General features: G+C 69.8%; 18 protein-coding genes, 1 pseudogene and 1 riboswitch. Of the genes and pseudogenes, 6 read left to right on the plus strand and 13 right to left on the minus strand.

The window, feature by feature from the left end; translation table 11 throughout:
* Positions 1-231 precede the first annotated feature (231 nt).
* The 3 genes and pseudogenes from AVCA_RS01670 to ahcY form a co-directional block, all read right to left on the minus strand.
* Positions 232-2024, minus strand: a pseudogene (locus AVCA_RS01670) (DEAD/DEAH box helicase).
* 237 nt (positions 2025-2261) lie between these two features.
* Positions 2262-3107, minus strand: coding sequence for a methylenetetrahydrofolate reductase [NAD(P)H] (gene metF / locus AVCA_RS01675; protein ID WP_012699043.1), 846 nt, complete (start codon positions 3105-3107; stop codon positions 2262-2264).
* Between the two features lie 119 nt (positions 3108-3226).
* Complete coding sequence (ahcY, locus tag AVCA_RS01680) at positions 3227-4636, minus strand: adenosylhomocysteinase (RefSeq protein WP_041806865.1); 1410 nt, start codon at positions 4634-4636, stop codon at positions 3227-3229.
* A gap of 21 nt (positions 4637-4657) precedes the next feature.
* Positions 4658-4746, minus strand: a riboswitch (S-adenosyl-L-homocysteine riboswitch).
* A 152-nt stretch (positions 4747-4898) separates the two neighbouring features.
* Between ahcY and AVCA_RS01685 the strand changes: the two genes are divergently transcribed.
* Positions 4899-5342 carry a c-type cytochrome gene (locus tag AVCA_RS01685; RefSeq protein ID WP_175555864.1) on the plus strand — a complete coding sequence of 148 codons (444 nt, stop codon included), beginning with the start codon at positions 4899-4901 and terminating at the stop codon, positions 5340-5342.
* A 90-nt stretch (positions 5343-5432) separates the two neighbouring features.
* On the opposite strand, the gene ligB is transcribed toward AVCA_RS01685, so the two are convergent.
* Both ligB and fucP read right to left on the minus strand, forming a co-directional pair.
* Positions 5433-7115 (minus strand): NAD-dependent DNA ligase LigB, encoded by a 1683-nt coding sequence (ligB, locus tag AVCA_RS01690; protein WP_012699047.1) that lies wholly within the window; start codon positions 7113-7115, stop codon positions 5433-5435.
* 218 nt (positions 7116-7333) lie between these two features.
* Positions 7334-8662 (minus strand): L-fucose:H+ symporter permease, encoded by a 1329-nt coding sequence (gene fucP, locus AVCA_RS01695; RefSeq protein ID WP_012699048.1) that lies wholly within the window; start codon positions 8660-8662, stop codon positions 7334-7336.
* 390 nt (positions 8663-9052) lie between these two features.
* Here fucP and AVCA_RS01700 point away from each other — a divergent pair, with 390 nt between their 5' ends.
* Together AVCA_RS01700 and aroE are read left to right on the plus strand one after the other, a co-directional pair.
* Positions 9053-10273, plus strand: coding sequence for an ROK family transcriptional regulator (locus tag AVCA_RS01700; protein ID WP_012699049.1), 1221 nt, complete (start codon positions 9053-9055; stop codon positions 10271-10273).
* 178 nt (positions 10274-10451) lie between these two features.
* The gene (aroE, locus tag AVCA_RS01705) at positions 10452-11303 is read left to right on the plus strand and encodes a shikimate dehydrogenase (RefSeq protein ID WP_012699050.1); all 852 of its coding nucleotides are present in this window, start codon (positions 10452-10454) and stop codon (positions 11301-11303) included.
* 153 nt (positions 11304-11456) lie between these two features.
* Here the strand turns inward: aroE and dctM are convergent, their stop codons facing one another.
* The 6 genes from dctM to AVCA_RS01735 form a co-directional block, all read right to left on the minus strand.
* Positions 11457-12740, minus strand: coding sequence for a C4-dicarboxylate TRAP transporter large permease protein DctM (dctM, locus tag AVCA_RS01710; RefSeq protein WP_012699051.1), 1284 nt, complete (start codon positions 12738-12740; stop codon positions 11457-11459).
* Positions 12737-13369 (minus strand): TRAP transporter small permease, encoded by a 633-nt coding sequence (locus tag AVCA_RS01715; protein WP_012699052.1) that lies wholly within the window; start codon positions 13367-13369, stop codon positions 12737-12739. The genes dctM and AVCA_RS01715 overlap by 4 nt, the downstream gene beginning before the upstream one ends.
* Positions 13370-13448: 79 nt before the next feature.
* Positions 13449-14441 carry a C4-dicarboxylate TRAP substrate-binding protein DctP gene (gene dctP / locus AVCA_RS01720; RefSeq protein ID WP_012699053.1) on the minus strand — a complete coding sequence of 331 codons (993 nt, stop codon included), beginning with the start codon at positions 14439-14441 and terminating at the stop codon, positions 13449-13451.
* A gap of 305 nt (positions 14442-14746) precedes the next feature.
* Entirely contained in the window at positions 14747-15133 is a 387-nt protein-coding gene (locus tag AVCA_RS01725) for a glycine zipper domain-containing protein (RefSeq protein WP_012699055.1), read from the minus strand.
* 157 nt (positions 15134-15290) lie between these two features.
* Positions 15291-16676, minus strand: coding sequence for a sigma-54-dependent transcriptional regulator (locus AVCA_RS01730; protein WP_012699056.1), 1386 nt, complete (start codon positions 16674-16676; stop codon positions 15291-15293).
* Positions 16673-18484: a sensor histidine kinase gene (locus AVCA_RS01735; protein ID WP_012699057.1), complete on the minus strand. Its 1812-nt coding sequence runs from the start codon at positions 18482-18484 to the stop codon at positions 16673-16675. The genes AVCA_RS01730 and AVCA_RS01735 overlap by 4 nt, the downstream gene beginning before the upstream one ends.
* 190 nt (positions 18485-18674) lie before the next feature.
* On the opposite strand from AVCA_RS01735, the gene AVCA_RS01740 reads away from it, so the two are divergent.
* The 3 genes from AVCA_RS01740 (at position 18675) to AVCA_RS01750 (ending at position 21757) form a co-directional block, all read left to right on the plus strand.
* Positions 18675-19565, plus strand: a complete 891-nt coding sequence (locus AVCA_RS01740) for a LysR family transcriptional regulator (protein ID WP_012699058.1) — start codon at positions 18675-18677, stop codon at positions 19563-19565.
* 188 nt (positions 19566-19753) lie between these two features.
* On the plus strand, positions 19754-20752 hold the full coding sequence (locus AVCA_RS01745) for an LLM class flavin-dependent oxidoreductase (protein ID WP_012699059.1): 999 nt from the start codon (positions 19754-19756) through the stop codon (positions 20750-20752).
* Positions 20753-20812: 60 nt separating this feature from the next.
* Positions 20813-21757: a ketopantoate reductase family protein gene (locus AVCA_RS01750; RefSeq protein ID WP_012699060.1), complete on the plus strand. Its 945-nt coding sequence runs from the start codon at positions 20813-20815 to the stop codon at positions 21755-21757.
* Between the two features lie 142 nt (positions 21758-21899).
* Here the strand turns inward: AVCA_RS01750 and AVCA_RS01755 are convergent, their stop codons facing one another.
* Together AVCA_RS01755 and AVCA_RS01760 are read right to left on the minus strand one after the other, a co-directional pair.
* The gene (locus AVCA_RS01755; protein WP_012699062.1) at positions 21900-22292 is read right to left on the minus strand and encodes a GFA family protein; all 393 of its coding nucleotides are present in this window, start codon (positions 22290-22292) and stop codon (positions 21900-21902) included.
* A 74-nt stretch (positions 22293-22366) separates the two neighbouring features.
* A complete protein-coding gene (locus AVCA_RS01760) occupies positions 22367-23371 on the minus strand; it encodes a Bug family tripartite tricarboxylate transporter substrate binding protein (RefSeq protein ID WP_012699063.1) in 1005 nt (334 codons plus the stop codon).
* Between the last annotated feature and the right edge of the window lie 48 nt (positions 23372-23419).

The raw sequence follows: 23419 nt of genomic DNA on the forward strand, positions 1-23419 counted from the left end.
CGAATCGGAAGGTGGCGCCGGTAACCACGAATAGCGGGGCCGACCGTCCTGCCGTGTTCGAACGCAAGGCATGGGCTCCAGCCTTCGCAGCGCCTCGCCCCGAGGCTGGCGTGCCGCTTCCGGCGGGGCACGGGAGGCTGGCACGTTCGTCTCGAGCCCGCGCATCACGCGGTTTTCGGATACAAAAAAGCCGGCGAAGCCGGCTTCCTTGCATGGCGGGAAGAGGGAACCTCACTCCTCCCGATTGCGCGTCAGCAGCGCCGGCTTTTCGCTGCGCGGGCGGCGGCCGGGGACTTGGTCGAGCTGTTCCGGGGTGGGGAAGCGCTCGCTTTTTGACTCCTTGTGCAGGATCAGCGGTTGCCGTTCAGGCTTGCGCGGCGCTTCCTCGCGGGGCGCTTCGCTGCGGTAGGCCGGTACCGGTGCGCGGCGTGCCTGCTGGCCCTGGCGCTTCGGGCCGCGCTGGCCCTGACCTTGGCCTTGCCCCTGCCCTTGCCCCTGGCTCTGACCACGGCCGGCCGCCTGGCCGTTCGTGCCCGGACGGCGGCCGCGCTGCGACTTGTTCTGGTAGGGGCTGACGTAGTCGGCGCGGTTGCCGAAGTTGTCGATATCGTCGTCGAGGAATTCCTCGGGATCGCGATTCGGCGGCAGCATGGGGATCGTCGGCTGGCTGGCGGGTTGCGCCTTGGCCTTCGGCTGCGGGCGGCCCGGCTGACCGGCGCCCTTGGCCTGCGGGTCGCGTTCCTTGCCGCGGGCCTTCTCCTGGTTTTTTCCCGGGATTTCTCCTGGCCCTTGTCCTTGCCCTTGTCCTTGCGTCCGGCACTGGCGTTGCGCGGCGGGTGCGCTTCGCGGACCTCGGGTTTCTCCGCCTCGACGGCGCCTATGTCGAAGCCCGCCCAGTCGCCTTCCGGAATGCTCTGGCGAGTCATGCGCTCGATGGACTTGAGCAGCTTCTCCTCGTCCGGGGCGACCAGCGAGATCGCCTCGCCGCTGCGGCCGGCGCGGCCGGTGCGGCCGATGCGGTGGACGTAGTCCTCCTCGACGTTGGGCAGTTCGAAGTTGACCACATGGGGCAACTGGTCGATGTCCAGGCCGCGGGCGGCGATGTCGGTGGCGACCAGGATGCGGATGGTGCCGCTCTTGAAGTCGGCCAGGGCCTTGGTGCGGGCGTTCTGGCTCTTGTTGCCGTGGATCGCCGCGGCCGGCAGGCCGTGCTTGTCGAGGTATTCGGCAAGGCGGTTGGCACCGTGCTTGGTACGGGTGAACACCAGCACCTGCTCCCAGGCGCCCTGGGTGACCAGGTGGGCGAGCAGGGCGCGCTTGTGGCCGGCCGGCAGGCGGAAGACGCGCTGCTCGATGCGTTCCACCGTGGTGTTCGGCGGGGTCACCTCGATGCGTTCGGGGTCGTGCAGCAGCTTGTTGGTGAGGTTGACGATGTCCGCCGAGAAGGTCGCCGAGAACAGCAGGTTCTGGCGTTTGGGCGGAAGCTTGGCGAGAACCTTCTTGACGTCGTGGATGAAGCCCATGTCGAGCATGCGGTCGGCTTCGTCGAGCACCAGGATCTCCACGTGGGAGAGGTCGACGCTGCCCTGGCCGACCAGGTCGAGCAGGCGTCCGGGACAGGCCACCAGCACGTCGACGCCGCGGGACAGGGCCTGGACCTGCGGATTCATGCCGACCCCGCCGAAGATGCAGGCGCTGACCAGTTTCAGGTCGCGGGCGTAGAGCTTGAAGCTGTCGTGCACCTGGGCCGCCAGCTCGCGGGTCGGGGTCAGCACCAGCACGCGGGCCTGGCGCGGACCATGGCGGTGTTCCTTGTCCGGGTGGCCGCCGGGGAACAGTCGTTCGAGTACGGGGAGCGCGAAGCCGCCGGTCTTGCCGGTGCCGGTCTGGGCGGCGACCATCAGGTCGCGGCCTTGCAACACGGCGGGGATGGCCCGCTGTTGCACGGGAGTGGGCTGGGCATAGCCGGCGGCCTCGACGGCGCGGACCAATGCCTCGGAAAGCCCGAGGGAAGCAAAGGACATGGGAAATCCTGTCTGGTTAGGGCGGGGCCCGAAGGTACGAACGTGCCGGGTGCGAATCACGCGAGTGGGCGTGACCCCGACCGGTCTTGCTGGGCCTGCGTTGGCCGAGCAGCCGGGCGCAAGCCTGGCGGAAGTCTGGAGTATATCAGAGCCGAGCCTTTGCGAAGTGCATTGCAGAGGGCGCCGCGCGCCTCGTTCGGGACGCGCGGCGCCGGGCATGCTTTTCAGCGCGGCGGCTCAGCGCGGCAGCCCGAGGTTGTTCCAGATCGCCAGGCTGGGTTCGGCCTGATTCAGAGTATAGAAGTGCAGGCCCGGCGCGCCGCCTTCGAGGAGTTTCTCGCACATCGCGGTCACCACCTGTTCGCCGAAGGCCTGGATGCTTTCCAGGTCGTCGCCGTAGGCCTCCAGTTGCTTGCGCACCCAGCGCGGCAGTTCCGCGCCGCAGGCATCGGAGAAGCGCGCCAGCTTGCTGTAGTTGGTGATCGGCATGATGCCGGGGACGATCGGCTGTTCCACGCCCAGCTTGCGGACCCGCTCGACGAAATGGAAATAGCTGTCGGCGTTGAAGAAGTACTGGGTGATGGCGCTGTCCGCTCCGGCCTTCATCTTGGCGGCGAAGCGGGCGAGGTCGTCCTCGAGGTTGCGCGCCTGCGGGTGCATCTCCGGGTAAGCGGCGACCTCGATGTGGAAGTGCCCGCCGGTTTCGGCGCGGATGAATTCCACCAGGTCGCTGGCGTGGCGCAGCTCGCCGTTGGCCAGGCCCATGCCGGACGGCAGGTCGCCGCGCAGGGCGACGATGCGGCGGATGCCGGCGTCCTTGTAGGTGTTCAGCAGGCTGCGCAGTTCGGCCCTGCTGTCGCCGACGCAGGACAGGTGCGGCGCGGTCGGTACCTTCACCTCGCCGTCCAGTTGCAGCACGGTGTTCAGGGTTCGGTCGCGGGTCGAGCCGCCGGCGCCGTAGGTGCAGGAGAAGAAGTCGGGGTCGCAGCCGGCCAGTCGGCGGGCCACGTTCATCAGTTTTTCGTGGCCGGCCTCGGTCTTGGTCGGGAAGAACTCGAAGCTGTAGCGGCGTTCCTGGGACATTGCGGATTCCTTGGGCGTAGGGTGGAAGACGGCCGCAGGCCTCTTCCACCGGGTGCTGCCGGTGGTGGAAAACCGCTGCGCGGGTTTTCCACGGGGTGGTCATCCACCCTACGGGCCTGTCAGTAACGGTAGCTGTCCGGCTTGAACGGACCGTCCACCCCGACGCCGATGTACTCGGCCTGCTGGCCGGTCAGGCGGGTGACCACGCCCCCGAAGCCCTTGACCATCTCCAGCGCGACTTCCTCGTCGAGCTTCTTGGGCAGCACCTCGACGCCGATGCGCCCGGCCTTCTCGGCCGCCGGCAGGTCGGCGAAGCGGACGCCGAACAGGTGGATCTGCGCCAGCACCTGGTTGGCGAAGGAACCGTCCATCACCCGGCTCGGGTGGCCGGTGGCGTTGCCCAGGTTCACCAGGCGGCCCTCGGCGAGCAGGATCAGGTAGTCGTCGTTGTGCGGGTCGAAGCCGTCCGGGCCGGTGCGGTGGATCTTGTGCACCTGCGGCTTGACCTCTTCCCAGGCCCAGTTGGCGCGCATGAAGGCGGTGTCGATCTCGCTATCGAAGTGGCCGATGTTGCAGACCACGGCGCGCTTCTTCAGAGCCTTCAGCATGTTGGCGTCGCAGACAGCGACGTTGCCGGTGGTGGTGACGATCAGGTCGATGCGGCCGAGCAGCACCTTGTCGATGCAGGCTTCGCTGCCGTCGTTCTCGCCGTTCAGGTAGGGGGAGACCACCTCGAAGCCGTCCATGCAGGCCTGCATGGCGCAGATCGGGTCGATTTCCGAGACCTTGACGATCATGCCTTCCTGGCGCAGCGACTGCGCCGAGCCCTTGCCCACGTCGCCGTAGCCGATCACCAGCGCCTGCTTGCCGGACAGCAGGTGGTCGGTGCCGCGCTTGATGGCGTCGTTCAGGCTGTGACGGCAGCCGTACTTGTTGTCGTTCTTGCTCTTGGTCACCGAGTCGTTGACGTTGATCGCCGGGACCTTCAGGGTGCCGGCCTTGAGCATGTCGTACAGGCGGTGCACGCCGGTGGTGGTTTCCTCGGTGATGCCGTGGACTTTTTCCAGCATCTGCGGGTATTTCCGGTGCAGGATGGCGGTCAGGTCGCCGCCGTCGTCGAGCACCATGTTGGCGTCCCAGGGCTTGCCGTCCTTGAGGATGGTCTGCTCGATGCACCACTCGTACTCGGCCTCGGTCTCGCCCTTCCAGGCGAACACCGGGATGCCGGCGGCGGCGATGGCCGCGGCGGCCTGGTCCTGGGTCGAGAAGATATTGCAGCTCGACCAGCGCACCTCCGCGCCTAGCGCGATCAGGGTCTCGATCAGCACCGCGGTCTGGATGGTCATGTGGATGCAGCCGAGGATCTTCGCGCCCGCGAGCGGCTGCTCGGCGGCGTACTTGCGACGCAGGCCCATCAGCGCCGGCATCTCGGATTCGGCGATGATAATTTCCTTGCGGCCCCAGTCGGCCAGGGAAATGTCGGCGACCTTGTAATCGGTGAAAGCGGCAGGCGTCATGACAGCGCTCATGCAGAGTCTCCATTCGTAATGTGCGAATGGGCGCCGTTGATGCGTTCGGAAAACGCCCCTTCCGAGCCTGACAGGCCGTTGGCAGGCCTGCTGCAGCGCCCCTCGGAAGGGTGGCGGGAACGGCCAAAGCGGAGTCGGCCGCGGAAAATCCGCCCGATTATAGCCGCCTGCGCCGGCAAACCCCAAGAGGGCGGCGGATCGTGCAATGGCCGGCGAGGCGGAGGATAATCGCCGCCCTTCGCCAGCCATCCCTGCACGAACCATGATTTTCAAGCCGCTTCTTCCGGGTGTGATCGCCCTGGCCCTGGTCGCCTGCGACGGCGTCGATCCCGACTCGCCGCTCGGCAGGCGCCAGGCGATCTTCAAGCAGATGCTCGAGACCAGCGAGAACCTGGGCGGCATGCTGCGCGGCCGGCTGGGCTTCGACGAGCAGCGCTTCGTCGACGGCGCGGCGCGCCTCGACGCGCTGTCGCGCCAGCCCTGGCAGCACTTCCCGCCGGTCAGGGAAGCGGACAGCAGCGCCCGCGACGAACTCTGGCAGCGCCAGGAGCGTTTCCGCCAACTGGCCGGCGACCTGGAGCGGGGCACCGCGGCGCTGGTCGCGGCGACCGTGGCCCGGCCGCTGGAGCCCGCGGCCCTGGCGCCGCACGTGCAGCGCGTGGAGGACGCCTGCGAGGCCTGTCATCGGGAGTTCCGCGCCTATTGAGGAGGCCTGGGGCGCTGGATGAGGTGGCGCCGTTATCCAGCGGCCCGGTTCGTGTCGCAGGGGGAAGCCGCGCGGCGCCTTCCTGCGCATTCAGAAGCCCTCGACTCCCGCCGCCCGCAGGCGCTGGCGCAGCGCCTGCACCTCCGGATGCGCGAAGAAGGCCTGCAACTGGCGGGCACGGCCGGGGCCGATGCCGGGCTCGCGCTGCCATTGCTCCGGGCCGCGCCCGGCCAGTTCGTCCCAGGAGGGCGGCAGCGTCGCCTCGCCGGCCGGCGGCAGGCCGAGAGCCCGCAGCCACATCGGGAAGGGACGCCGGCGCGCCGCGCGGAAACGCTCGGCCAGCAGGCTGGCGCTGCGCTCGCCGAAGCCGGGCAGCTCGGCCAGGCGCGCTTCGTCCAGCTCCAGCCAGCCGAGCAGGTCGTCGAGCCGACCGTTCTCCAGCAGTGCCTCCCAAGTGCCGCGGCCGACTCCGCGGAGGTCCAGGCCGCGCCGGCCGCCGAGCCAGTCGAGACGGGCGAGGAACTGTTCCTCGCAGCCCGGCAGCGGCCGCCAGCAGCTCAGCGCGTGGTGGGCGGCCGGATCGGGTGAGGGCAGCGCCGGGCGTTCGGCGGCGCGCCAGACCACGGCGTCCACCTGCGGAATGCTCTGTCCGGCCAGGCGGATCGCCACCTGGTCGCCGGGACGGACGTCCAGCTCCCGCCAGCGGCGCAGCGAGCCGAGGGCTACCCGGCGGATCTGCCGGTCGTCCAGGCGTACCGGCTGCAATTCCAGTTGCGGTGTGATGCGCCCGCTGCGGCCGATGCGAAAACGCACCGCGCGCACCTCGGCCAGCGCCTGGGCGAGGGGATACTTCCAGGCCACCGCCCAGTGCGGCGGCTCCGCCCGCCAGCGCTCGCCCGGCGGGCGGCGGCCCTGGCGCAGCACCACGCCGTCGCTGGCGAAGGGCAGCGGCTCGCGATACCAGCGCTCGCGCCATTGCCGCGCGGTGGCGAAGTCCGCCACCGGCCGGCTGTAGCGGCGCGCCTCGGCGAAGCCGAGCCGCTCCAGGCCGTCCAGTCGCGCGCGCATGTCCGCCGGGCCGTTCGGCCAGTCCCAGACGAACAGGCCGATGCCGGCGGCGTCCCCGTCGTCCAGGGTGTCGCGCGCCAGCAGGCCGGCGACCCTGGCCCGCGCGCTCCGTCCGCCGGCTTCGGCCTGCACATGGCCGGGAAGCCGCCAGTAGAGTTCGCCCTGCAGGATCAGGCGTCGCCTTTCCGCCAGTTGCCGCGGCAGCGCTGGCAGGCGCCGGACCCGGGCCGTCCAGTCCTGGCCATGCCGGCCGTCGCCGCGGCTGATGGCGCGTCGCAGGCGCCCGTCGGCGTATTCCAGGGTGACCGCCACGCCGTCCACCTTGGGCTGGGTCCAGAGGTCCTCGCGCGTGGCCATCCAGTCCCGCACCGCGGCCTCGTCGAGTTTGGCAAGACCGGTGTGCGGTACCGGATGGAGCAGGGGGCCGGCACTGCCGGCGAGGGGCTCGGGAGATGCGTCGGCCTGGCCGGGAAAGCAGCGGTTCCAGTCGGCCAGGCGGGCGCGGGCCTGGTCGTAGAGTTCGTCGGCCACCGGCGAGCGGCCGTCGCGGTGGTAGGCCACATCCCATTGGCGCAGGCGCTCGGCGAGCGCCGCCAGTTCGGCGGCGGCGCGTTGCGCTGTCCAGTCCGGACAGGCGGAGTCGGCGAGAGCGGGCGAGGCGAAGGGCAGTAGAAGCAGGAGGGAAAACGCGATCCGGCGTTGCATCGAGGCATCCTTGCGCGGGGATGGGACGGCCAGTCTAGGGCCGGCGAAAGCGCCGTCCGAGCCCGCAGGCGCGGGTTCTTGACGGTCGTCACGCGTTTGGAGCGATGCTCCCGTGTATTTGCCGCCGGGCCGGCGGGGCGGAGAAAAAGAATCGGGCGGACCGGGGCGTTACCCCCGGCCCGCCCGATTCCGCGCGGTGCGCGGGGCGGCGGACCCCGTCAGAGAACTTCGGCCACCTCGCGGGCGCTGGAGCGGAACGCGAACGGACCGGCCTTCGACGTGCTCAGGTGGAACAGGCCGTAGGCTACGACCGGCAGGAAACAGAGCCCCGTCACCACGAAGGAGGTCGCCGCGCCGAAGGCGTCGATCGCCGCGCCCTGGACCATCGGCATCAGCGCGCCGCCGAGGAGCGTCATGACCAGCCCGCCGGCGGCGAACTTCGCGTCTTCGCCCAGTCCCATCAGGGCGATGCCGTAGATGGTCGGGAACATCAGCGAGAGGCAGGCGGAGACCGCCACCAGCGCCCAGACGCCGGACAGGCCGGGAGCGAAGGCCGCATAGAGGCACAGGCCGGCGGCCGTCGCGCCGAGCAGTGCCAGCAGTATGGAGGGGCGCACGTAGCCCATCGCCCAGGTCGCCACGAAGCGCGCGACGAGGAAGACGATCATGCTGTATTGCAGGTAGTAGCCGGCCGTGGCGTGGTCGGCGCCGGTGGTCTGCTGCGCGTACTGGATGGTGAAGGTCCAGGTACAGGTCTGCGCCGCGATGTAGAAGAACAGCGCCACGACCCCCCAGCGGTAATGGGTGTTGCGCATCAGGCGCCTGAAGACGGCGGGGAAACCGTCGTGGCCCGGCTGCGCCGCCGGCGCTTCGATCTTTTCCCGGGCCGGCATGCGGGTCAGGGCGATGCCGATCCAGATCGCCAGGAGCACGAAGGCGAAGCCGACGTAGGGCAGCATGACCGCCTGCAGTTCGCCGGAGCGGATGGCGAGCAGTTCCGCCTGGGTCATCGCCGCCCGTTCGGCGGAACTGGCGGCATGCAGGTTTGGCAGGATCAGGGTGGCCGCCAGCAGGACGCCGATGTTGGTGCCCACCGGGTTGAAGGCCTGCGCGAGGTTCAGCCGGCGGGTCGCGTTGCCTTCCGGGCCCATCGAGATGACGAAGGGGTTGGCCGAGGTTTCCAGGATCGCCAGGCCGCCGGCCAGGGTGAACAGCGCCAGCAGGAACAGGCCGTAGGTCATTGCCAGGCTGGCCGGGTAGAAGAGCAGCGCCCCGACGATGGCCAGGCCCAGGCCGACCAGCACACCGGTCTTGTAGGAGTAGCGCTGGTTGATGAAGGCGGCCGGCAGGGCCAGCAGGAAGTACGCCCCGTAGTAGGCGAACTGGACCAGGGAGGCCTGCAGGGTGCTCATGCTGAAGACGGTGCTGAAGACCTGCACGAGCGGGTCGGTCATGGTCGCGACCACGCCCCAGGCGGCGAAGCAGCAGACCAGCAGGATGAAGGGCAGGAGCTTGTCCCGGTATACGAATTCTCGGCGCGTCGGCATAGCTGTGCCTCCAGAAATTCAATTCTTGTGAATTATTTTTTGAAATGCCGTGGTCCGACGCTCCCATGAGCGGGAAATGCGTGCTGAGGACCGCCGGATTGCCGTGAAAAATGCTTGCTGAAACGATTCATGTCAATAGTTTTTCGTCTCGAAACAATTTCGAGAGAGTGCGATGCACGTCGCTTTTGCGAAGATTCCCTGAAAAAAGACCGCCGGATCTGCTGAAATACCCCTCGTTTCGCCGGGCATGCGCTTCGGCGGGGCGTCCTGCGGAACGGGCTGAGGGGTTGTCTTGAACGATCGCGAAATAGTGGCGGGTCATCGGCGAGCGGGCCGGGAGGCGGCGAAGCCGTCCCGGCGCGGTGGGCGGCATCCGGGGCGGACGGCGCGATGAGCCTGCCCGCCGGTACGGGGCGCGACGGCGCGGGCGGCCCGCGCGGCTCGAACCTGCGCGGCGTGCGGGCGCACAACGAGCGCCTGGTGCTGTCGCTGCTGCGCAGCCGGGGCGAAATGAGCAAGGCCGATCTCACCCGGCTGACCGGACTCTCGGCGCAGACGGTGTCGGTCATCATGCGCGCGCTGGAGGACGACGGGCTGATCCGCCGCGGCCAGCCGCTGCGCGGCCGCATCGGCCAGCCGTCGGTGCCGCTCGGCCTGGCGCGCGACGGGGCGTTCAGCCTCGGCCTGAAGGTCGGCCAGCGCAGCCTCGATCTGGTGCTGGTGGACTTTCTCGGCGGCATCCGCACGCGGGTGACCGAACGCCACCGCTACCCGACGCCCGATACCGTGGTGCGCTTCGCCGTCAGCGCGATCGCCGACATTCTCAGCCAGCTCGGCGCCGATGAGCGCGCCCGGATCGCCGGCCTGGGGATCGCCATGCCGTTCCACACCTGGCACTGGTGGCGCACCCTGGGCGTGCCGGAAGAGGCGCTGCTCGACTGGCGCGGGCGCGACATCGGCGCCGAGATCGGCGCGGCGACCGGCCTGCCGGTCCAGGTGCAGAACGACGGCACGGCCGCCTGCGGCGCCGAACTGCTGTTCGGGCACGGGCGCGGACCGCGGGACTTCCTGTATTTCCACCTCGGTTATTTCATCGGCGGCGGCATCGTCCTGAACGGCAGCCTGGTGCCCGGACGGACCGGCAATGCCGGGGCGATCGGCTCCATGCCGGTGCCGGACGGGCGGGGCGGACAGACCGTGCTGCTCGACATCGCCTCGCTGTCGGTGCTGGAGCGGATGCTGGGCGAGGCGGGCGAGGCCGCCGAGCGCCTGTGGGACACGCCGTCGGAATGGCGTTTCCCGGTGCCTCTGGTCGAGGCCTGGGCCGACGCGGCGGGGCGCGCGATCGCCGCGGCGGCCGCGGCGGCGGTGGCGGTCTACGACTTCGAGGCTTGCCTCGTCGATGGCTGGATGCCCGTTCCGGTGCGCAGCCTGCTGGTGGAGCGGGTGCGCGCCCACCTGGCGGCCATCCCCGCCAGCGGCATCGACCTGCCGCTGATCGAGGCGGGCAGCATCGGCGCCCATGCCCGCTCGCTCGGCGCGGCCAGTCTGCCGCTGTCGGCGCGCTTCCTGCTCGATCTGCAGGCCTTCGCCTCGGCCGGCGCCGGCTGAGGCGCCGTCCACTCTCCCCAGCGCTTTTCCCGAAGCCGTCGATCCCCGCACGAAGGCGGGCGGCGCCTGCGCGCCATTCGTCGCCGGGCTTGCTTCGGATTAATAATTCATTCATCGTGAATTAGTCGGCTCCGGCCGGCTCGAGCCATCAATTCACAGACTGTTGCGGGAGAACACCATGGAGAAGAACTTCCTGAGCACGCTGACCGGGTCCTTCGCGATGCCGGCCGCCGAAAACCCGACGGTGGCGATGGTCGAGGCCGCCTATCGCCATCACGGGCTCGACTGGCGCTACATCAACTGCGAGGTGGCGCCGCACTTTCTCGGCGACGCCGTGCGGGGCGCGAAAGCCATGGGCTGGGCCGGCTTCAACTGTTCCATTCCCCACAAGGTCGCGGTCATCGAGCATCTCGACGAACTCGGCCGGTCGGCCGAGATCATCGGTGCGGTCAACACCATTGTCCGGCGCGGCGACGCCTTCATCGGCGAGAACACGGACGGCAAGGGGTTCGTGCAGGCCATGCGCGAAGTCATCGACCCGCGCGGCAAGTCGGTCGTGATCTTCGGCGCGGGAGGCGCGGCGCGCGCGGTGAGCGTGGAGCTCGCCCTGGCCGGCGCCAGCGCCATCACCGTGGTCAACCGCAGTCGCGACACCGGCCGGACGCTGGTCGATCTGCTGAACGGCAAGACCGGCACCAGCGCCGAGCTGCGCCCGTGGAACGGCAGCGTGGCGGTGCCGCGCGATACCGATATCGTGATCAACGCCACGTCCATCGGCCTGTATCCGAACGTCGACCAGCGCCTGGATATCGACCTGGACTCGCTGCATCCGGGCATGGTGGTCGCGGACGGCATCCACAATCCGCCGCGCACCCATCTGCTCCGCAGCGCCGAGGCGCGCGGCTGCCGGGTGCTCGACGGGCTGGGCATGCTGGTCAATCAGGGCGTCATCGGCATCAAGTACTGGACGGGCGTCGATGTCGACGCATCGGTGATGCGCCAGGCCTTGAAGAACCTCTTCCAGGCCTGACGGCGGTCCCGGTTCGGGGAGTCGATCCTTCCCCGAACATGCGGGCCGTCCTCCACGGAGGCTGCGACGGACCTTCCCGCCGCACCCGGCGCCGCGAAGTCGAAGAAGCCCGGCGCAGGGGCGGGCGGAGGCGAGCGGCGGTTGCCCGCTGCCTCAGCCCATCCCCAGCCAGTTCGGCAGGGCCAGGGAAATGGCCGGCACGTAGGTGATGACCAGCAGAAAGCCCAGCAGTATCAGCAGCCAGGGCAGCGCGGCATGGATCACCTGGCCGACGCTCATGCCGGTCACCGCCGAGGCGACGAACAGGTTCAGCCCCACCGGCGGGGTGATCAGGCCGATCTCCATGTTCACCACCATGACGATACCCAGGTGGATCGGGTCGATGCCCAGGCGCATGGCGATGGGGAAGAGGATCGGCGCGAGGATCAGGATGATCGCCGAGGGCTCCATGAAGGCACCGGCGACCAGCAACACCAGGTTCACCACCAGCAGGAACATCCACGGCGACAGGCCCATCCCGATCACCCAGGCGGTGATGGTCTGCGGGATCTGCTCGGTGGTCAGCACATGGGCGAAGAGCATCGCGTTGGCGATGATGAACATCAGCATGATCGACAGCTTGCCCGACTCCAATAGCACCCTGGGCACCTCGCGCAAGCGCATGTCCTTGTAGACGAACAGCGCGACGAAGGCCGCGTAGACCGCCGCCACCGCCGCCGCCTCGGTGGGGGTGAACATGCCCGAGTAGATGCCGCCGAGGATGATCGCCATCAGGAGCAGGCCCCAGATCGCCTTGCGCGCGGCGGAAAGCCATTCGCTCGGGGTCGCCCGCGGCAGGGCCGGCAGGTGTTTCTTCGCCGCGACGATATAGATCGCCACCATCAGCACCACGCCGAGCAGGATGCCCGGCAGCACTCCGGCCATGAACAGCTTGCCGACCGAGCTTTCCGTGGCGGCGGCGTAGACCACCATCACCACCGACGGCGGGATCAGGATGCCGAGGGTCCCGGCGTTGCAGACGATGCCGGCGCCGAAGGCCTGCGGGTAGCCCGAGCGCACCATGCCGGCGATGGCGATGGAGCCGACCGCCGCCACCGTGGCCGGACTGGAGCCGGACAGCGCGGCGAACAGCATGCAGGCGAGCACCGCGCCGATCGCCAGGCCGCCGCGGATGTGCCCGACGCAGGCGTTGGCGAAGTCGATCAGCCGGCGCGCCACGCCGCCGGTGGTCATGAAGGCGCCGGCCAGCAGGAAGAAGGGGATCGCCAGCAGGGTGTAGTGCTCGGAGGTCTCGAACAGCTTGATCGCCAGCGAGCGCACCGAGTCGGGGCTGAACAGCATGATGGTCAGCGAGCCGGACAGGCCCAGGGCGATGGCGATCGGCACGCCGATGAACATCAGCAGGAACAGGGCGAGGAAGAGGAACAGGATGGTCATTTGCCGGGCTCCTCGTGGTCGGTCAGCTTGGCCGCCTCGGCGGCTTCGTCGGCCAGCCCCAGACCGGTCTGCCGGCCCTTGAGGATGCGCACGAAGATCTCGGCGAAGCGGACGAACACCAGGGCGAAGCCGAGCGGCACGATCAGGCCGATGTGCCACTGCTGGATGCCGAACCGACCGAGGTCCTCGGCGCCGATGGCGGCGTCGAACAGGGTCTTCACCCACTCGAAGCTGGCCACGCCGAGCAGGCCGGCATAGGCCAGGCAGGCGACGCAGCCGATCAGGCCGAGGATGCGCTGCACCGGGCGGCTGGCCAGCTTGACCAGCGCGTCGACGCCGATGTGGCCGGCGGTGCGCACGCCGTAGGACAGGCCGAAGAAGATCAGCCAGGCGAACAGCGCCTTGGTCAGGGCATTGCTCCAGGTCATCGCCTGCGCCCAGTCGAGCAGGGGGTCGCCGAGGGCGTAGAAGAAGTCGCTGGCGAAGGCGAAACGGTCGCCCAGCGCGTAGAAGAAGGCATACAGGTTGTTGAGCATGACGTAGACGAACGTCACCAGGGTCATGGCCGCCAGCAGGAAGGCGATGAAACCTTCCTCGAAGCGCTCCCAGACCCGACGCAGGGCATGCATGGCAGGTGTCTCCGGTAGGGCGAAGGGACGGGGCCCCGTGACGGGACGCGTGCGGCCCGGCGGGGCTGGCCGCGGGACATCACGGCCGGTTGGCGGCCTGGGCGGCCTCGATCAGATCGGCGCCGATCTCGCCCTCGAACTTCTTCCATACCGGCTGCATGGCCTCGCGCCACTTGGCGCGCTGCTCGGGGGTCAGTTCGATGATCTCGGTGGTGCCGGCGGCCAGGATGCGCTGCTTGTCGCCTTGGTTGAGAGCCTCGGCCTGCCTGTTCACCTCGGCGCTGACCTCGTCCATGATCTTGCGCAGTTCGCCGCGCACCTCTTCCGGCAGGCCGTTCCAGAACCTGGTGTTGGTGATCACCATGTAGTCCAGCAGGCCGTGGTCGGACTCGGTGATGTACTTCTGCACCTCGTGCATCTTCTGGCTGTAGATGTTCGAGTAGGGATTCTCGGCGCCGTTGACCACGCCGGTCTGCAGGCCCTGGTAGACCTCGGCGAAGCTCATCTTGCGCGGGTTGGCGCGTACCGCCTTGAACTGCTCCTCGAGCACCGCGGAGGCCTGCACGCGGAACTTCAGGCCACGGGCGTCCTTCGGCTCGTACAGCGGCTTGTTCGCCGAGAGCTGCTTCAGGCCGTTGTGCCAGTAGCCGAGGCCGGTGATGCCCTTGTCCTCCATCGAGTGCAGCAGGCCCTGGCCGGCCGGGCTGGCCTGGAAACGGTCGACCGCGGCCATGTCGTCGAACAGGAACGGCAGGTCGAAGACCTGAACGCCCTTGGAGTAGTGCTCGAACTTGGCCAGCGAGGGGGCGATGATCTGCACGTCGCCGAGCAGCAGCGCCTCCATTTCCTTGCCGTCGCCGAACAGCGAGGAATTGGGGTAGACCTCGACCCGCACCTTGCCGGGCAGGCGCTCCTCGGCGAGCTTCTTGAACAGCAGGGCGCCCTGGCCCTTGGGGGTGTGTTCCGCGACCACGTGGGAGAACTTGATGACTACCGGGTCGGCGGCTTGGGTCAGGCCTGCGAGGCCGATGGACAGGGCGCAGACGAGCGCCTTGGCGGTGAAGCGAAACATGGGCGTTACCTTTCTTGTTCGTTGTTGTCGGCGGCCCCTCGGATGGGGTTTCGGCGAAGCGTCTCGGACAAGTCTAGGCGGCATTCGCCATCGCTTGGCGACGGACTCGCCCGGGATGCGTCGGATGAATGGCGTGCCGCTCCCGGCCGGGACGATGGCCTGTCGCGCGGCGGCGTGCCGGTGGAAATCGTGAAGGGGCGGACGGTCGGGATGGGCGGCGGGAAACCGCTATTGGCGAGGCGAGAGGCTGGCAGGTTTGCGGCGCTGGCGGGGGCCGCGTGACGCGGTCCCCGCCGTGCGGGCGATCAGTCGTGATGGTGGCGATGGCCGTGCTTCTTGCCCATGCCGTTGGCGATGGCGCCGCCGGCCGCGCCGCCCACGCCGGCGCCGATGGTGGCGCCGGTACCGCCGCCGAGCGCGTTGCCGAGCAGCGAGCCGCCCGCGGCGCCGAGACCGCCGCCGATGGCCGCCTTGGTCTTGTTGCCGTCCCTGGCGGCGACGGCGCCGCCGGCCGCGGCGCCCAGGCCGGCACCGACCGCGGCTCCGGCCTTGCCGCCGATGCTCTGGCCGAGCACGTTGCCCAGGGCGCCGCCGACGCCGCCACCGATGGCGGTCTGGGTGGTGCCCTCGCCGGCCATGGCGGCTTGGGCGCAGAGCAGGCTCAGGGTCAGGATGGAAAGCGTCTTGCGCATGTTGCGAACCTCTGATGCAGGGAAAAGGCGACGCATTGTGGCGGGTGGCCCGATGTCGGGTAAACACCCGGACAACCGTTCGTCTGCCGGACAAGAGACCTTCCGTGAGGCGCGGAGTTCCTGGCCGGGAGCGCCCGGTATGGCGGTGTGCCGCCAGTCAGGCGGCATCGTCCGGCGGATTTCCGCCATCGGCGAAGCTCAGGCCGTGCTTGCGCAGCTTGTCGTAGAGGGTCTTGCGCGGTATGCCGAGGGCCTCGGCGAGGCTGCGCAGGGAGCCGTGCGGACGGCTCAGCTCGGCGGCGATCAGCGCGCGTTCGAAGGCTTCCACCTGCTCGGTGAGCCGGCCGCCGGCCGCCGGCGGCTCCATGTCCGGCGCCTGGCCCGGCGCCGGGCCCAGGCCCAGTTCCAGGCCGAGGGCGAAGCGCTCGGCGACGTTCTGCAACTCGCGCACGTTGCCCGGCCAGGGGTGCAGCAGCAACTGGGCGCGCTGCTCCGGCTGCAGGCCGGGTGGCGGCAGTCCGTGGCGGGCGCTGGCGGCGTCGGCGTAGTGCTGGAACAGCAGCAGGATGTCCTCGCCGCGCTCGCGCAGCGGCGGAATGCGCAGCGGTGCGACGTTCAGCCGGTAGTAGAGGTCGGCGCGGAAGCGGCCCCGGTCGGCGGCCTGGCGCAGGTCCTCCTTGGTCGCCGCGACGATCCGGATATCCAGCGGGATCAACTGGTTCGAGCCGACCCGCTCGACCACCCGCTCCTGCAACAGGCGCAGCAGCTTGACCTGCACATCGAGGCTCATGCTCTCGATCTCGTCGAGGAACAGGGTGCCGCCGTTGGCGAACTCGAACTTGCCGATGCGGCGCTTCTGCGCGCCGGTGAAGGCGCCGGCCTCGTGGCCGAACAGTTCGCTCTCCACCACCGACTCGGCCAGGGCGCCGGCGTTGATCGCCACGAAGGGACCGTCGCGGCGCGCCGACAGGTCGTGCAGGGCGCGCGCCACCACCTCCTTGCCACTGCCGGTCTCGCCGAGGATCAGCACGTCGGCGCTGGTCGCCGCCAGGGCGCCGATCTGCTCGCGCAGGCGGGCGATGGCCGGCGACTGGCCGACCAGGCGGGTGGTCAGCGCCTGGCGGTCGGCCAGCGCCAGGCGCAGGCTGCGGTTGTCCAGCACCAGGCGGCGCAGGTCGAGGGCGCGGCGCACGCTGTCGAGCAGGTCCTCGCTGGCGAAGGGTTTCTCCAGGAAGTCGTAGGCGCCGGCGCGCATCGCCTGCACCGCCAGCGGCACGTCGCCGTGGCCGGTGATCAGCAGCACCGGCAGTTCGGCGTCCAGCGCCTTGAGTTGGCCGAGCAGCTCCAGGCCGTCGATGCGGGGCATGCGGATGTCGCTGACCACCACGCCCGGCCAGTCGCGGTCGATGCGTCCGGCCAGCCCCTGGGCGTCGGCCAGGGCGCAGACCCCGAGGCCGGCCAGGTCGAGGGTCTGGCTGAGGGCCTGGCGCAGGTGCGGGTCGTCGTCGATCAGCAGCACCTGGATCGAGGCGTCGACGGTCATGGATAGTCCTCCACGGTCTGGGCGCCGACCGCGCTGGTGGCCGGCTGCAGATTGAGGGTGACCAGCGCGCCGCCGCCCGGCTCGTTGGCCAGCAGCAGTTCGCCGCCCAGGGCGTTGACCAGGCTGTCGCAGATGGCCAGGCCCAAGCCCAGGCCGCGGGCGGTGGTCTTGGTGGTGTAGAAGGGTTCGCGGGCGCGCTCCAGGGCCTCGGCGGAGAAGCCGGGGCCGTTGTCGCGCAGGCTCAGGCTGATCCGCCCGTCGTCGAGGAGCCGCGTGGTCAGCCACAGGCGGCGCGGTGGCGCCCGCTCGGCCAGCGAGTCGAGGGCGTTGGCCAGCAGGTTGCCGAGCACCTGGCGCAGGCGCGTCTCGCCGGCCTGGACCCACAGGGTGGCCTCCGGCAGGTCGCGGATCAGTTCCACTTCCAGGCTGCGCCGGCGATTGGCCAGCAGGGCCAGGGCGTCCTCCAGCGCCGGCTGCAGGGCGACGCTCTCCGGGGCCTGGCGGTCGCGCCGGGCGAAGGCCTTGAGGTGGGCGATGATCAGCGCCATGCGCTTGGTCAACTGGCTGATCTGCTGCAGGTTCTCGCGCGCCTCGGGGTAGCGCTCGTGGTCGAGCAGTACGCCGGCGTTGTCGGCGTAGCTGCGGATCGCCCCGAGCGGCTGGCTGAGTTCGTGGCTGATGCTCGCGCTCATGGTGCCGAGGGCCGAGAGCTTGCCGGCCTGGACCAGGTCGTCCTGGGCGCGGACCAGCTCCTGCTGGGCCTGCTCGCGCTCCAGCACCTCGCGCTTCAGGCGCCGGTTGAGTTCTTCCAGGTCCTGGGTGCGTTCCTGCACGCGGTGCTCCAGCTCCTGGCGGGTGCGGGTATCCAGGGCGATGCGTTCGAGGTAGTGGCGGCGGCGCTGCAGCAGCAGGCTGAGCAGCAGCATCAGCACCAGCAGCCCGGCGCCGCCGCTGATCAGCACGGCGCGCACCGGGCGTTCGAGCAGGCTGCGCGGGGCGAGGATGCGCACCGTCCAGCCGGTTTCCTCGATGTGCTGCTGCTGGATCAGCCAGTCCCCGGGGTTCAGTTGCAGCGGCTGCGGATCGCGCGTGGGGTAGGGCAGTTTGGTGGCGATCTCGGCCAGTTCGTCGGCGTCCAGCGGCCGGGTGGCGCGGAAACGCCAGTCGGAGTGCGAGGTGAGGATCACCACGCCGTGCTTGTCGGTGGCCAGCAGGCGTTCCGGGGTGTTACCCCAGAGCTGCTCGGTGTGGTCCAGGTCGACCTTGATCACCAGCACGCCGAGCGGCTCGCCACCCTCGCGCAGCGCCGCGGCGACGTAGTAGCCGCGCTTGCCGGAGGTGGTGCCGAGGCCGAAGAACTGCCCCTGGCGGCCGGCCATGGCCTCGCTGAAATAGGGGCGGAAGGCGAAGTTGCGGCCGACGAAGCTGTCCGGCTGGTCCCAGTTGGAGGCGGCCAGGGTGCGCCCATGGGCGTCCATCAGGTACAGCGAGTCGGCGCCGGTGCGCTCGCGGATCTTCTTGAGCAGCCCGTTGGCCTCGGCCACCGCCTCGGCCTGTCCGGGCTGGCGCAGCACGTTGTGCAGCGCCGGCAGGTCGCCGAGGATCTGCGGCAGCACCTCGTAGCGGCGCAGGGTGCCGAGCAGGTTGGCGACGTAGAGGTCGAGGGTCTGGCGGTTCTGCTGCAGCAGTTCGCCGAGGTAGTAGCGCTCGGCCAGTTGCTGCAGCGGCCAGAGCAGCGGCGCCAGCAGCAGGGCGAGCAGCGCCAGGCTGCGCCAGCGCGGACGGCGGAGGAAGGCGGGCAGTTGCATGAGGAGGCGCTCGACGGATCGGATGGGTCTGTCATCCATTATTTCCCACAATGGCGGATCGTGGATGACCGGGTCTCGACTCATATGCCGCTTGCAGGAATCGTGCAAGCATCCGTGAGGCCATCGTGCTTTTCTCGGCGGACGATTGCCGGCAAGCTGACGACCGGTTTCCAATGGCAAAGGCCGTCGCGTGGACATCAAGCAGCTCAAATTCCTCGTCGCTCTGGAGCAGACCCGGCATTTCGGCCAGGCCGCCGCGCGCTGCCACGTGACCCAGCCGACCCTGTCGATGCGCATCCGCGACCTCGAGGCGGAGCTGGGGCTGGAGCTGATTCGCCGCAGTCATCGCTTCGAGGGCTTCACCGAGGCAGGTCTGCGCGTGCTGGCCTGGTCGCGGGCCCTGCTGGCGGCGGAGGAGGGCCTGTATACCGAGGCCGCCGCCTGCCGCGGGCAACTGGTCGGCACCCTGCGCCTGGGCGTGGTGCCGCTGGCCGGCTTCGACCCGGTGAACCTGGTCGGCCTGTTCGCCGAGCTGCATCCGAGCCTGCGCTTCCGGATCGGTGTGCTGAGCAGCGAGCAGATCTTCGAGCAGCTCGGACGCAACCAGCTCGATCTGGGGATCTCCTATCTCGAACAGCTCGACCGCGTGCTGTTCGACGCCCATCCGCTGACCGAGGTCCACATGGGCCTGCTGCACGACCCGCGGCGCTTCGATTTCGCCGCGCCGGTGCTGGGCTGGACGGAACTGGCGGAGCTGCCCCTGGGCCTGCTGTCGACCGGCATGCACTTTCGCCAGTCGATCGACCACGGTTTCCGCCGCCACGGCCTGACGCCCAACCTGCGCCTGGAAACCGATGCCGTCTATCTGCTGGTGCGCGCCGTCGGCGCCGGCCTGTGCTGTGGCATCGTGCCGCTGGAGGGCGGTTTCGAGCGGGAGTCCGAGCACCTGCGCCTGACCCCCATCGAGGACGCCCGCACCCTGGCCCCGCTGGGCCTGATCATCCGCCGCGCCGCACCGCGTTCGCCGCTGGCGGAGGCCTGCTTCCGCGAGGCCAAGGCCTTCTTCCGCACGCCGCGCTGAACGGCTTCGCTGCGGCGCGGGGCGGACCGGACGGCTGGTCCCGGCCGACCGATGACACGGGAAAGGCCTGTGGATAGCACTTAGAACCTGCGGGTCTTTATAACCATATAAATAATGGTTTTTGGATATTAACAAGCCATCTCAGTAGGCTTCCGCTTCCGTATCCATTCGCCCCTCGGAGCCGCAGCATGCTCAGTGTCAGCCGCCTCGAATTCATCGGCGTCCTTCCCGCCCGGGATATCCGCGAGCCCCTGCCGCCCGGCGCCGTACCGCTGGACAAGGCCTACCTCGGCGCCTGTGCCCGCGCCCTGGAGCACGGCGGCTTCGGCGCGGCACTGATCGGCTGGCAGGAGGCGGCCCCGGACGGCCTGCAGGTGGCCGCCCACGTCGCCCAGCAGACCCGCCGGCTCGGCCTGCTGGTGGCGCACCGGCCGGGCCTGCAGGCGCCGACCGAGGCGGCACGCCAGTTCGCCACTCTCGATCACTTCAGCGACGGTCGCGCGGCGCTGCGCCTGTTCGACGACGGCGGGCCGCAGAGCGACGGCGATTTTCTCGAACGCGGCGACTGGCCGGCGCGCAGCGACGAGTACCTGACGCTGCTGCGGCGTGCCTGGAGCAGCACCAGACCCTTCGATTTCGACGGCCGCCACTACCGGGTGAAAGGTCATCTGAGCGCCCTGCATCCGCTGCAGGCGCGTCTGCCGATCCATTGCGGCGGCGCCTCGCCGGCCGCGGCCCGGCTGGCCGGCCGGCATGCCGACGTCTACGCGATGGCCGGCGAGCCGCTCGCCACCGTCGCCGTGCGCATCGGCATGGTGCGCGCCGCCGCCGCCCGCGAAGGACGCGCCGCCGCGGTGCGCTTCGGTCTCTCGTTGCGGGTGGTGCTCGGCGCCAGCGAAGCCGAGGCCTGGAGCCGGGCCGGACGGCTGCTGCCCTTCGCCTCGCGCGGCCAGGTCTTCGACGACTGCCTGTGGTGCGGCCTCGACGGCGATTCGGCTACCCTGGTCGGCACCCCCGGACAGATCGCCGAAGCCTTCGCCGCCTACCATCGTCTCGGTGTCGAGAGTTTCCTGGTGCGCGGCTTCGACCCGCTCGCCGATGCCATCGAGTTCGGCCGCGAGCTGCTGCCGCGGGTGCGCGAGCGGATTCCCCTGCGCCTGCCGATCGAGGCCTTCGCGCCTTTCTGACTTCCCCGCCGGCGGGGCGGCCGCGTGGCCGTCGGCCGGCTCATTGCAAGGAGAACGAACATGTCCACGGAATCCTCCATCGCCGTCGTCGGAGGCGGCAGTCTCGGTCTGTACCTGGCCGGGCGTCTGAGCCTGGCCGGGCATGCCGTGACCGTGGCGCAGCGTCCGGGCGCCGGCGCGCAGGCCGACGGGATCGCTGCCGAAGGCGACGAGAGCTGGCAGGCGCCGGCGGTGCGCTATGCGCCGCTCGACGAACTGCGCGGGCCCTTCGCCCAGGTCGTGGTCGCGGTGAAGTCGCACGACTTGGGCGAACTGCTGCCGCGCCTGACGAGCCTCGGCGATGCCGCCAGCGAATACGTCTTCCTGCAGAACGGCATTCCCTGGTGGTGGTCGCACCGCGACGGCGAGATCGCCGGCGTGCCGTTCCTGGCGCGCAGCGTGGCGCTGGTCGTGCAGCACGCGGTGGAACGCACCGCGCCCGGGCGCATCCGCGTGCGCCGCACCGGCAGCGACCGCTACATCTGCGCGCGGGTCCAGGGCGGGCCGGACGCGCCCTTGCTGGCGCTGGTGGAGGGCTGGCGGGTGGCCGGGATTCCGGCCGAGAGCACGGCCGACATCCGCCGCGAGGTGTGGACCAAGCTGATGAGCAACGCCACCCTCAATCCGCTGAGCGCGATCACCGGGGCGACGGTCGGCGAACTGGCGCGCACGCCGCGCACCCGCGAGGTGCTGCTCGCCGGCATGGCGGAAATCTACCGCCTGGCCGAACGGGACGGCCATCCGCCGAGCCTGACCCCCGAACAGCGGGTGCGCCGCGCCGAGGAGGTGGGCGGCACGCGCACTTCGATGCTGCAGGACCGCCTGGCCGGGCGCCGCCTGGAGATCGAGGCGCTGCTCGCCGCGCCGATCGCCATCGCCGAGGGCTACGGCGAACCGGTACCGGTGCTCAGGACATTGCTCGGCTGCCTGGCGCTGGCGAACGACGAGGCGCGGCAACCGGCCTGACGGCCGGCCGTTCCACGATGGCGTTCAGTCGAGGAAGCGGCATCGTGGGCCAGGGATGGCGGAAAGTGCGCCACGCTGGGTTTCCGCGCGGTGCGTAAAGCCCGCGCGGCGATTTTCCGGCGGGAATATCCGCGCCGCCCGTTCAGGTCGGTTCGAGTCGGATTCGACTTCCGTGAATCCGCCTGACCGGCAGCGAGTCGAAATCGATCCCCTGCAGGCACCGGACATTCACGGCCCAGCCGTCGAAGGGGCGCACGCCTTCGCGAAGCTCTCGCGGTGTCGGATCGCTGGGGAGCCTGAACGGCAGGATGCCGCATCGAGGGCAGAAGTAGTCTTTCGCCGTCCGGGAACCCCACCGATAGAGCGACAAATCCTCCCAGGGCGTCAGCAGGCGCAGGTTCTCCTTCGGAACCCGAACGTTCAGCGCCCCGCGCATCGAGCAGATCGAACAGTCGCATACGCGCACATGGTCGATCTCGGCCTCGACCTCGAAGCGGACCGCACCGCAGTGGCAAGAGCCGGTGTAGGTGGTCATCGTCGTCCAAACAGGCCTTTCGTATTGGAAAATCCGCGCAGCGCCATGCGTTGGGGCCGTTCTCCGGCCCTCGTTCAGGCCGCCGGGACGCCTCGTTCGATCTGTTCCTTGAATTTCCGCCGGCTGTCCAGCTCCCGGCGCAGGCGGGCGCTGGCTTCCTCGCCGGTCTGGAAGATCGGCCGGTTGCCCTGGCCCTCGGCGACCTTGCGGAAGGCCTCGCTGCGGGCGGCGACGGCCAGGGCTTCGCGCAGCCGGGCGACGATCGGGGCCGGTGTCGCGGCCGGCGCGAACAGGCCGTTCCAGATCGTGAAGTCGGGCTCCTCGATACCCAGCTCGAAGTTGGTCGGCACCTCCGGCAGTTCCGGCAGGCGCTGGCGGCCGATGACCAGCAGGGGGACCAGCTTGCCGCTGGCGAAATGCCCGGCGGCGACCGGGTAGTCGGCCACGCCGATGTCGATATGCCCGGCGACCAGGTCGGCGACCTGGGGTGCGGTGCCCTTGTATGGCACTTTCAGCAGGTTCAGCCCGAAATGGCGGGCGAGCTGTTCCACCGACAGTTCCGAAACCGAGCCGCCGCCCGTGGTGCCGAAGGAGAGCGGACGCTCCGCGTCGCGGGCGCGCTCGCGCAGGGCCGCGAAGTTCGCGATGCCGGTCGAGGCCTGCGCCCAGAGCACCACCGAGGAGTCGACGAACAGGCCGATCGGGGTGAAATCCTTCAACGGGTCGAAGTCGACGGCTTCGGGCGTCGCCACGACGTTGCCGATCAGCGAGGTGGTGTTCGGCGCCAGCAGCGTGTAGCCGTCGGGCTCGCTGCGGGCGACATGCCGGACGCCGATGGCCCCGGTCGCGCCGGTACGATTCTCGACCACCACCGGCTGGCCGAGCAGGGTGGCGAGCTCGTTGGCGATCACCCGCCCGAAGGTATCGGTCGGGCCGCCCGCCGGCCAGGGTACGACGTACCTGATCGGGCGCTGCGGCCAGTCGCCCGGCGCCGCCAGGGCGAGGCGGCCGGCCAGGGGGGCGGCGAGCAGCGCGCCGCCCGCCAGAGTGAGAAAACGCCGTCGGGAGCAATGTGTCATGGCAGGTTTCCGTGCAGGTCAGGTGGAAAAAGGGGCATCGCGCCTTCG

The organism is Azotobacter vinelandii CA (genome assembly GCF_000380335.1).
Lineage (GTDB): Bacteria > Pseudomonadota > Gammaproteobacteria > Pseudomonadales > Pseudomonadaceae > Azotobacter > Azotobacter vinelandii.

Bases quoted from the DNA above. Each gene is read 5' to 3' on its own strand.
- metF (WP_012699043.1), bottom strand. From the start codon at position 3,107: ATGTCCCAGGAACGCCGCTACAGCTTCGAGTTCTTCCCGACCAAGACC.
- ahcY (WP_041806865.1), bottom strand. From the start codon at position 4,636: ATGAGCGCTGTCATGACGCCTGCCGCTTTCACCGATTACAAGGTCGCC.
- AVCA_RS01685 (WP_175555864.1), top strand. From the start codon at position 4,899: ATGATTTTCAAGCCGCTTCTTCCGGGTGTGATCGCCCTGGCCCTGGTC.
- ligB (WP_012699047.1), bottom strand. From the start codon at position 7,115: ATGCAACGCCGGATCGCGTTTTCCCTCCTGCTTCTACTGCCCTTCGCC.
- fucP (WP_012699048.1), bottom strand. From the start codon at position 8,662: ATGCCGACGCGCCGAGAATTCGTATACCGGGACAAGCTCCTGCCCTTC.
- AVCA_RS01700 (WP_012699049.1), top strand. From the start codon at position 9,053: ATGAGCCTGCCCGCCGGTACGGGGCGCGACGGCGCGGGCGGCCCGCGC.
- aroE (WP_012699050.1), top strand. From the start codon at position 10,452: ATGGAGAAGAACTTCCTGAGCACGCTGACCGGGTCCTTCGCGATGCCG.
- dctM (WP_012699051.1), bottom strand. From the start codon at position 12,740: ATGACCATCCTGTTCCTCTTCCTCGCCCTGTTCCTGCTGATGTTCATC.
- AVCA_RS01715 (WP_012699052.1), bottom strand. From the start codon at position 13,369: ATGCATGCCCTGCGTCGGGTCTGGGAGCGCTTCGAGGAAGGTTTCATC.
- dctP (WP_012699053.1), bottom strand. From the start codon at position 14,441: ATGTTTCGCTTCACCGCCAAGGCGCTCGTCTGCGCCCTGTCCATCGGC.
- AVCA_RS01725 (WP_012699055.1), bottom strand. From the start codon at position 15,133: ATGCGCAAGACGCTTTCCATCCTGACCCTGAGCCTGCTCTGCGCCCAA.
- AVCA_RS01730 (WP_012699056.1), bottom strand. From the start codon at position 16,676: ATGACCGTCGACGCCTCGATCCAGGTGCTGCTGATCGACGACGACCCG.
- AVCA_RS01735 (WP_012699057.1), bottom strand. From the start codon at position 18,484: ATGCAACTGCCCGCCTTCCTCCGCCGTCCGCGCTGGCGCAGCCTGGCG.
- AVCA_RS01745 (WP_012699059.1), top strand. From the start codon at position 19,754: ATGCTCAGTGTCAGCCGCCTCGAATTCATCGGCGTCCTTCCCGCCCGG.
- AVCA_RS01750 (WP_012699060.1), top strand. From the start codon at position 20,813: ATGTCCACGGAATCCTCCATCGCCGTCGTCGGAGGCGGCAGTCTCGGT.
- AVCA_RS01755 (WP_012699062.1), bottom strand. From the start codon at position 22,292: ATGACCACCTACACCGGCTCTTGCCACTGCGGTGCGGTCCGCTTCGAG.
- AVCA_RS01760 (WP_012699063.1), bottom strand. From the start codon at position 23,371: ATGACACATTGCTCCCGACGGCGTTTTCTCACTCTGGCGGGCGGCGCG.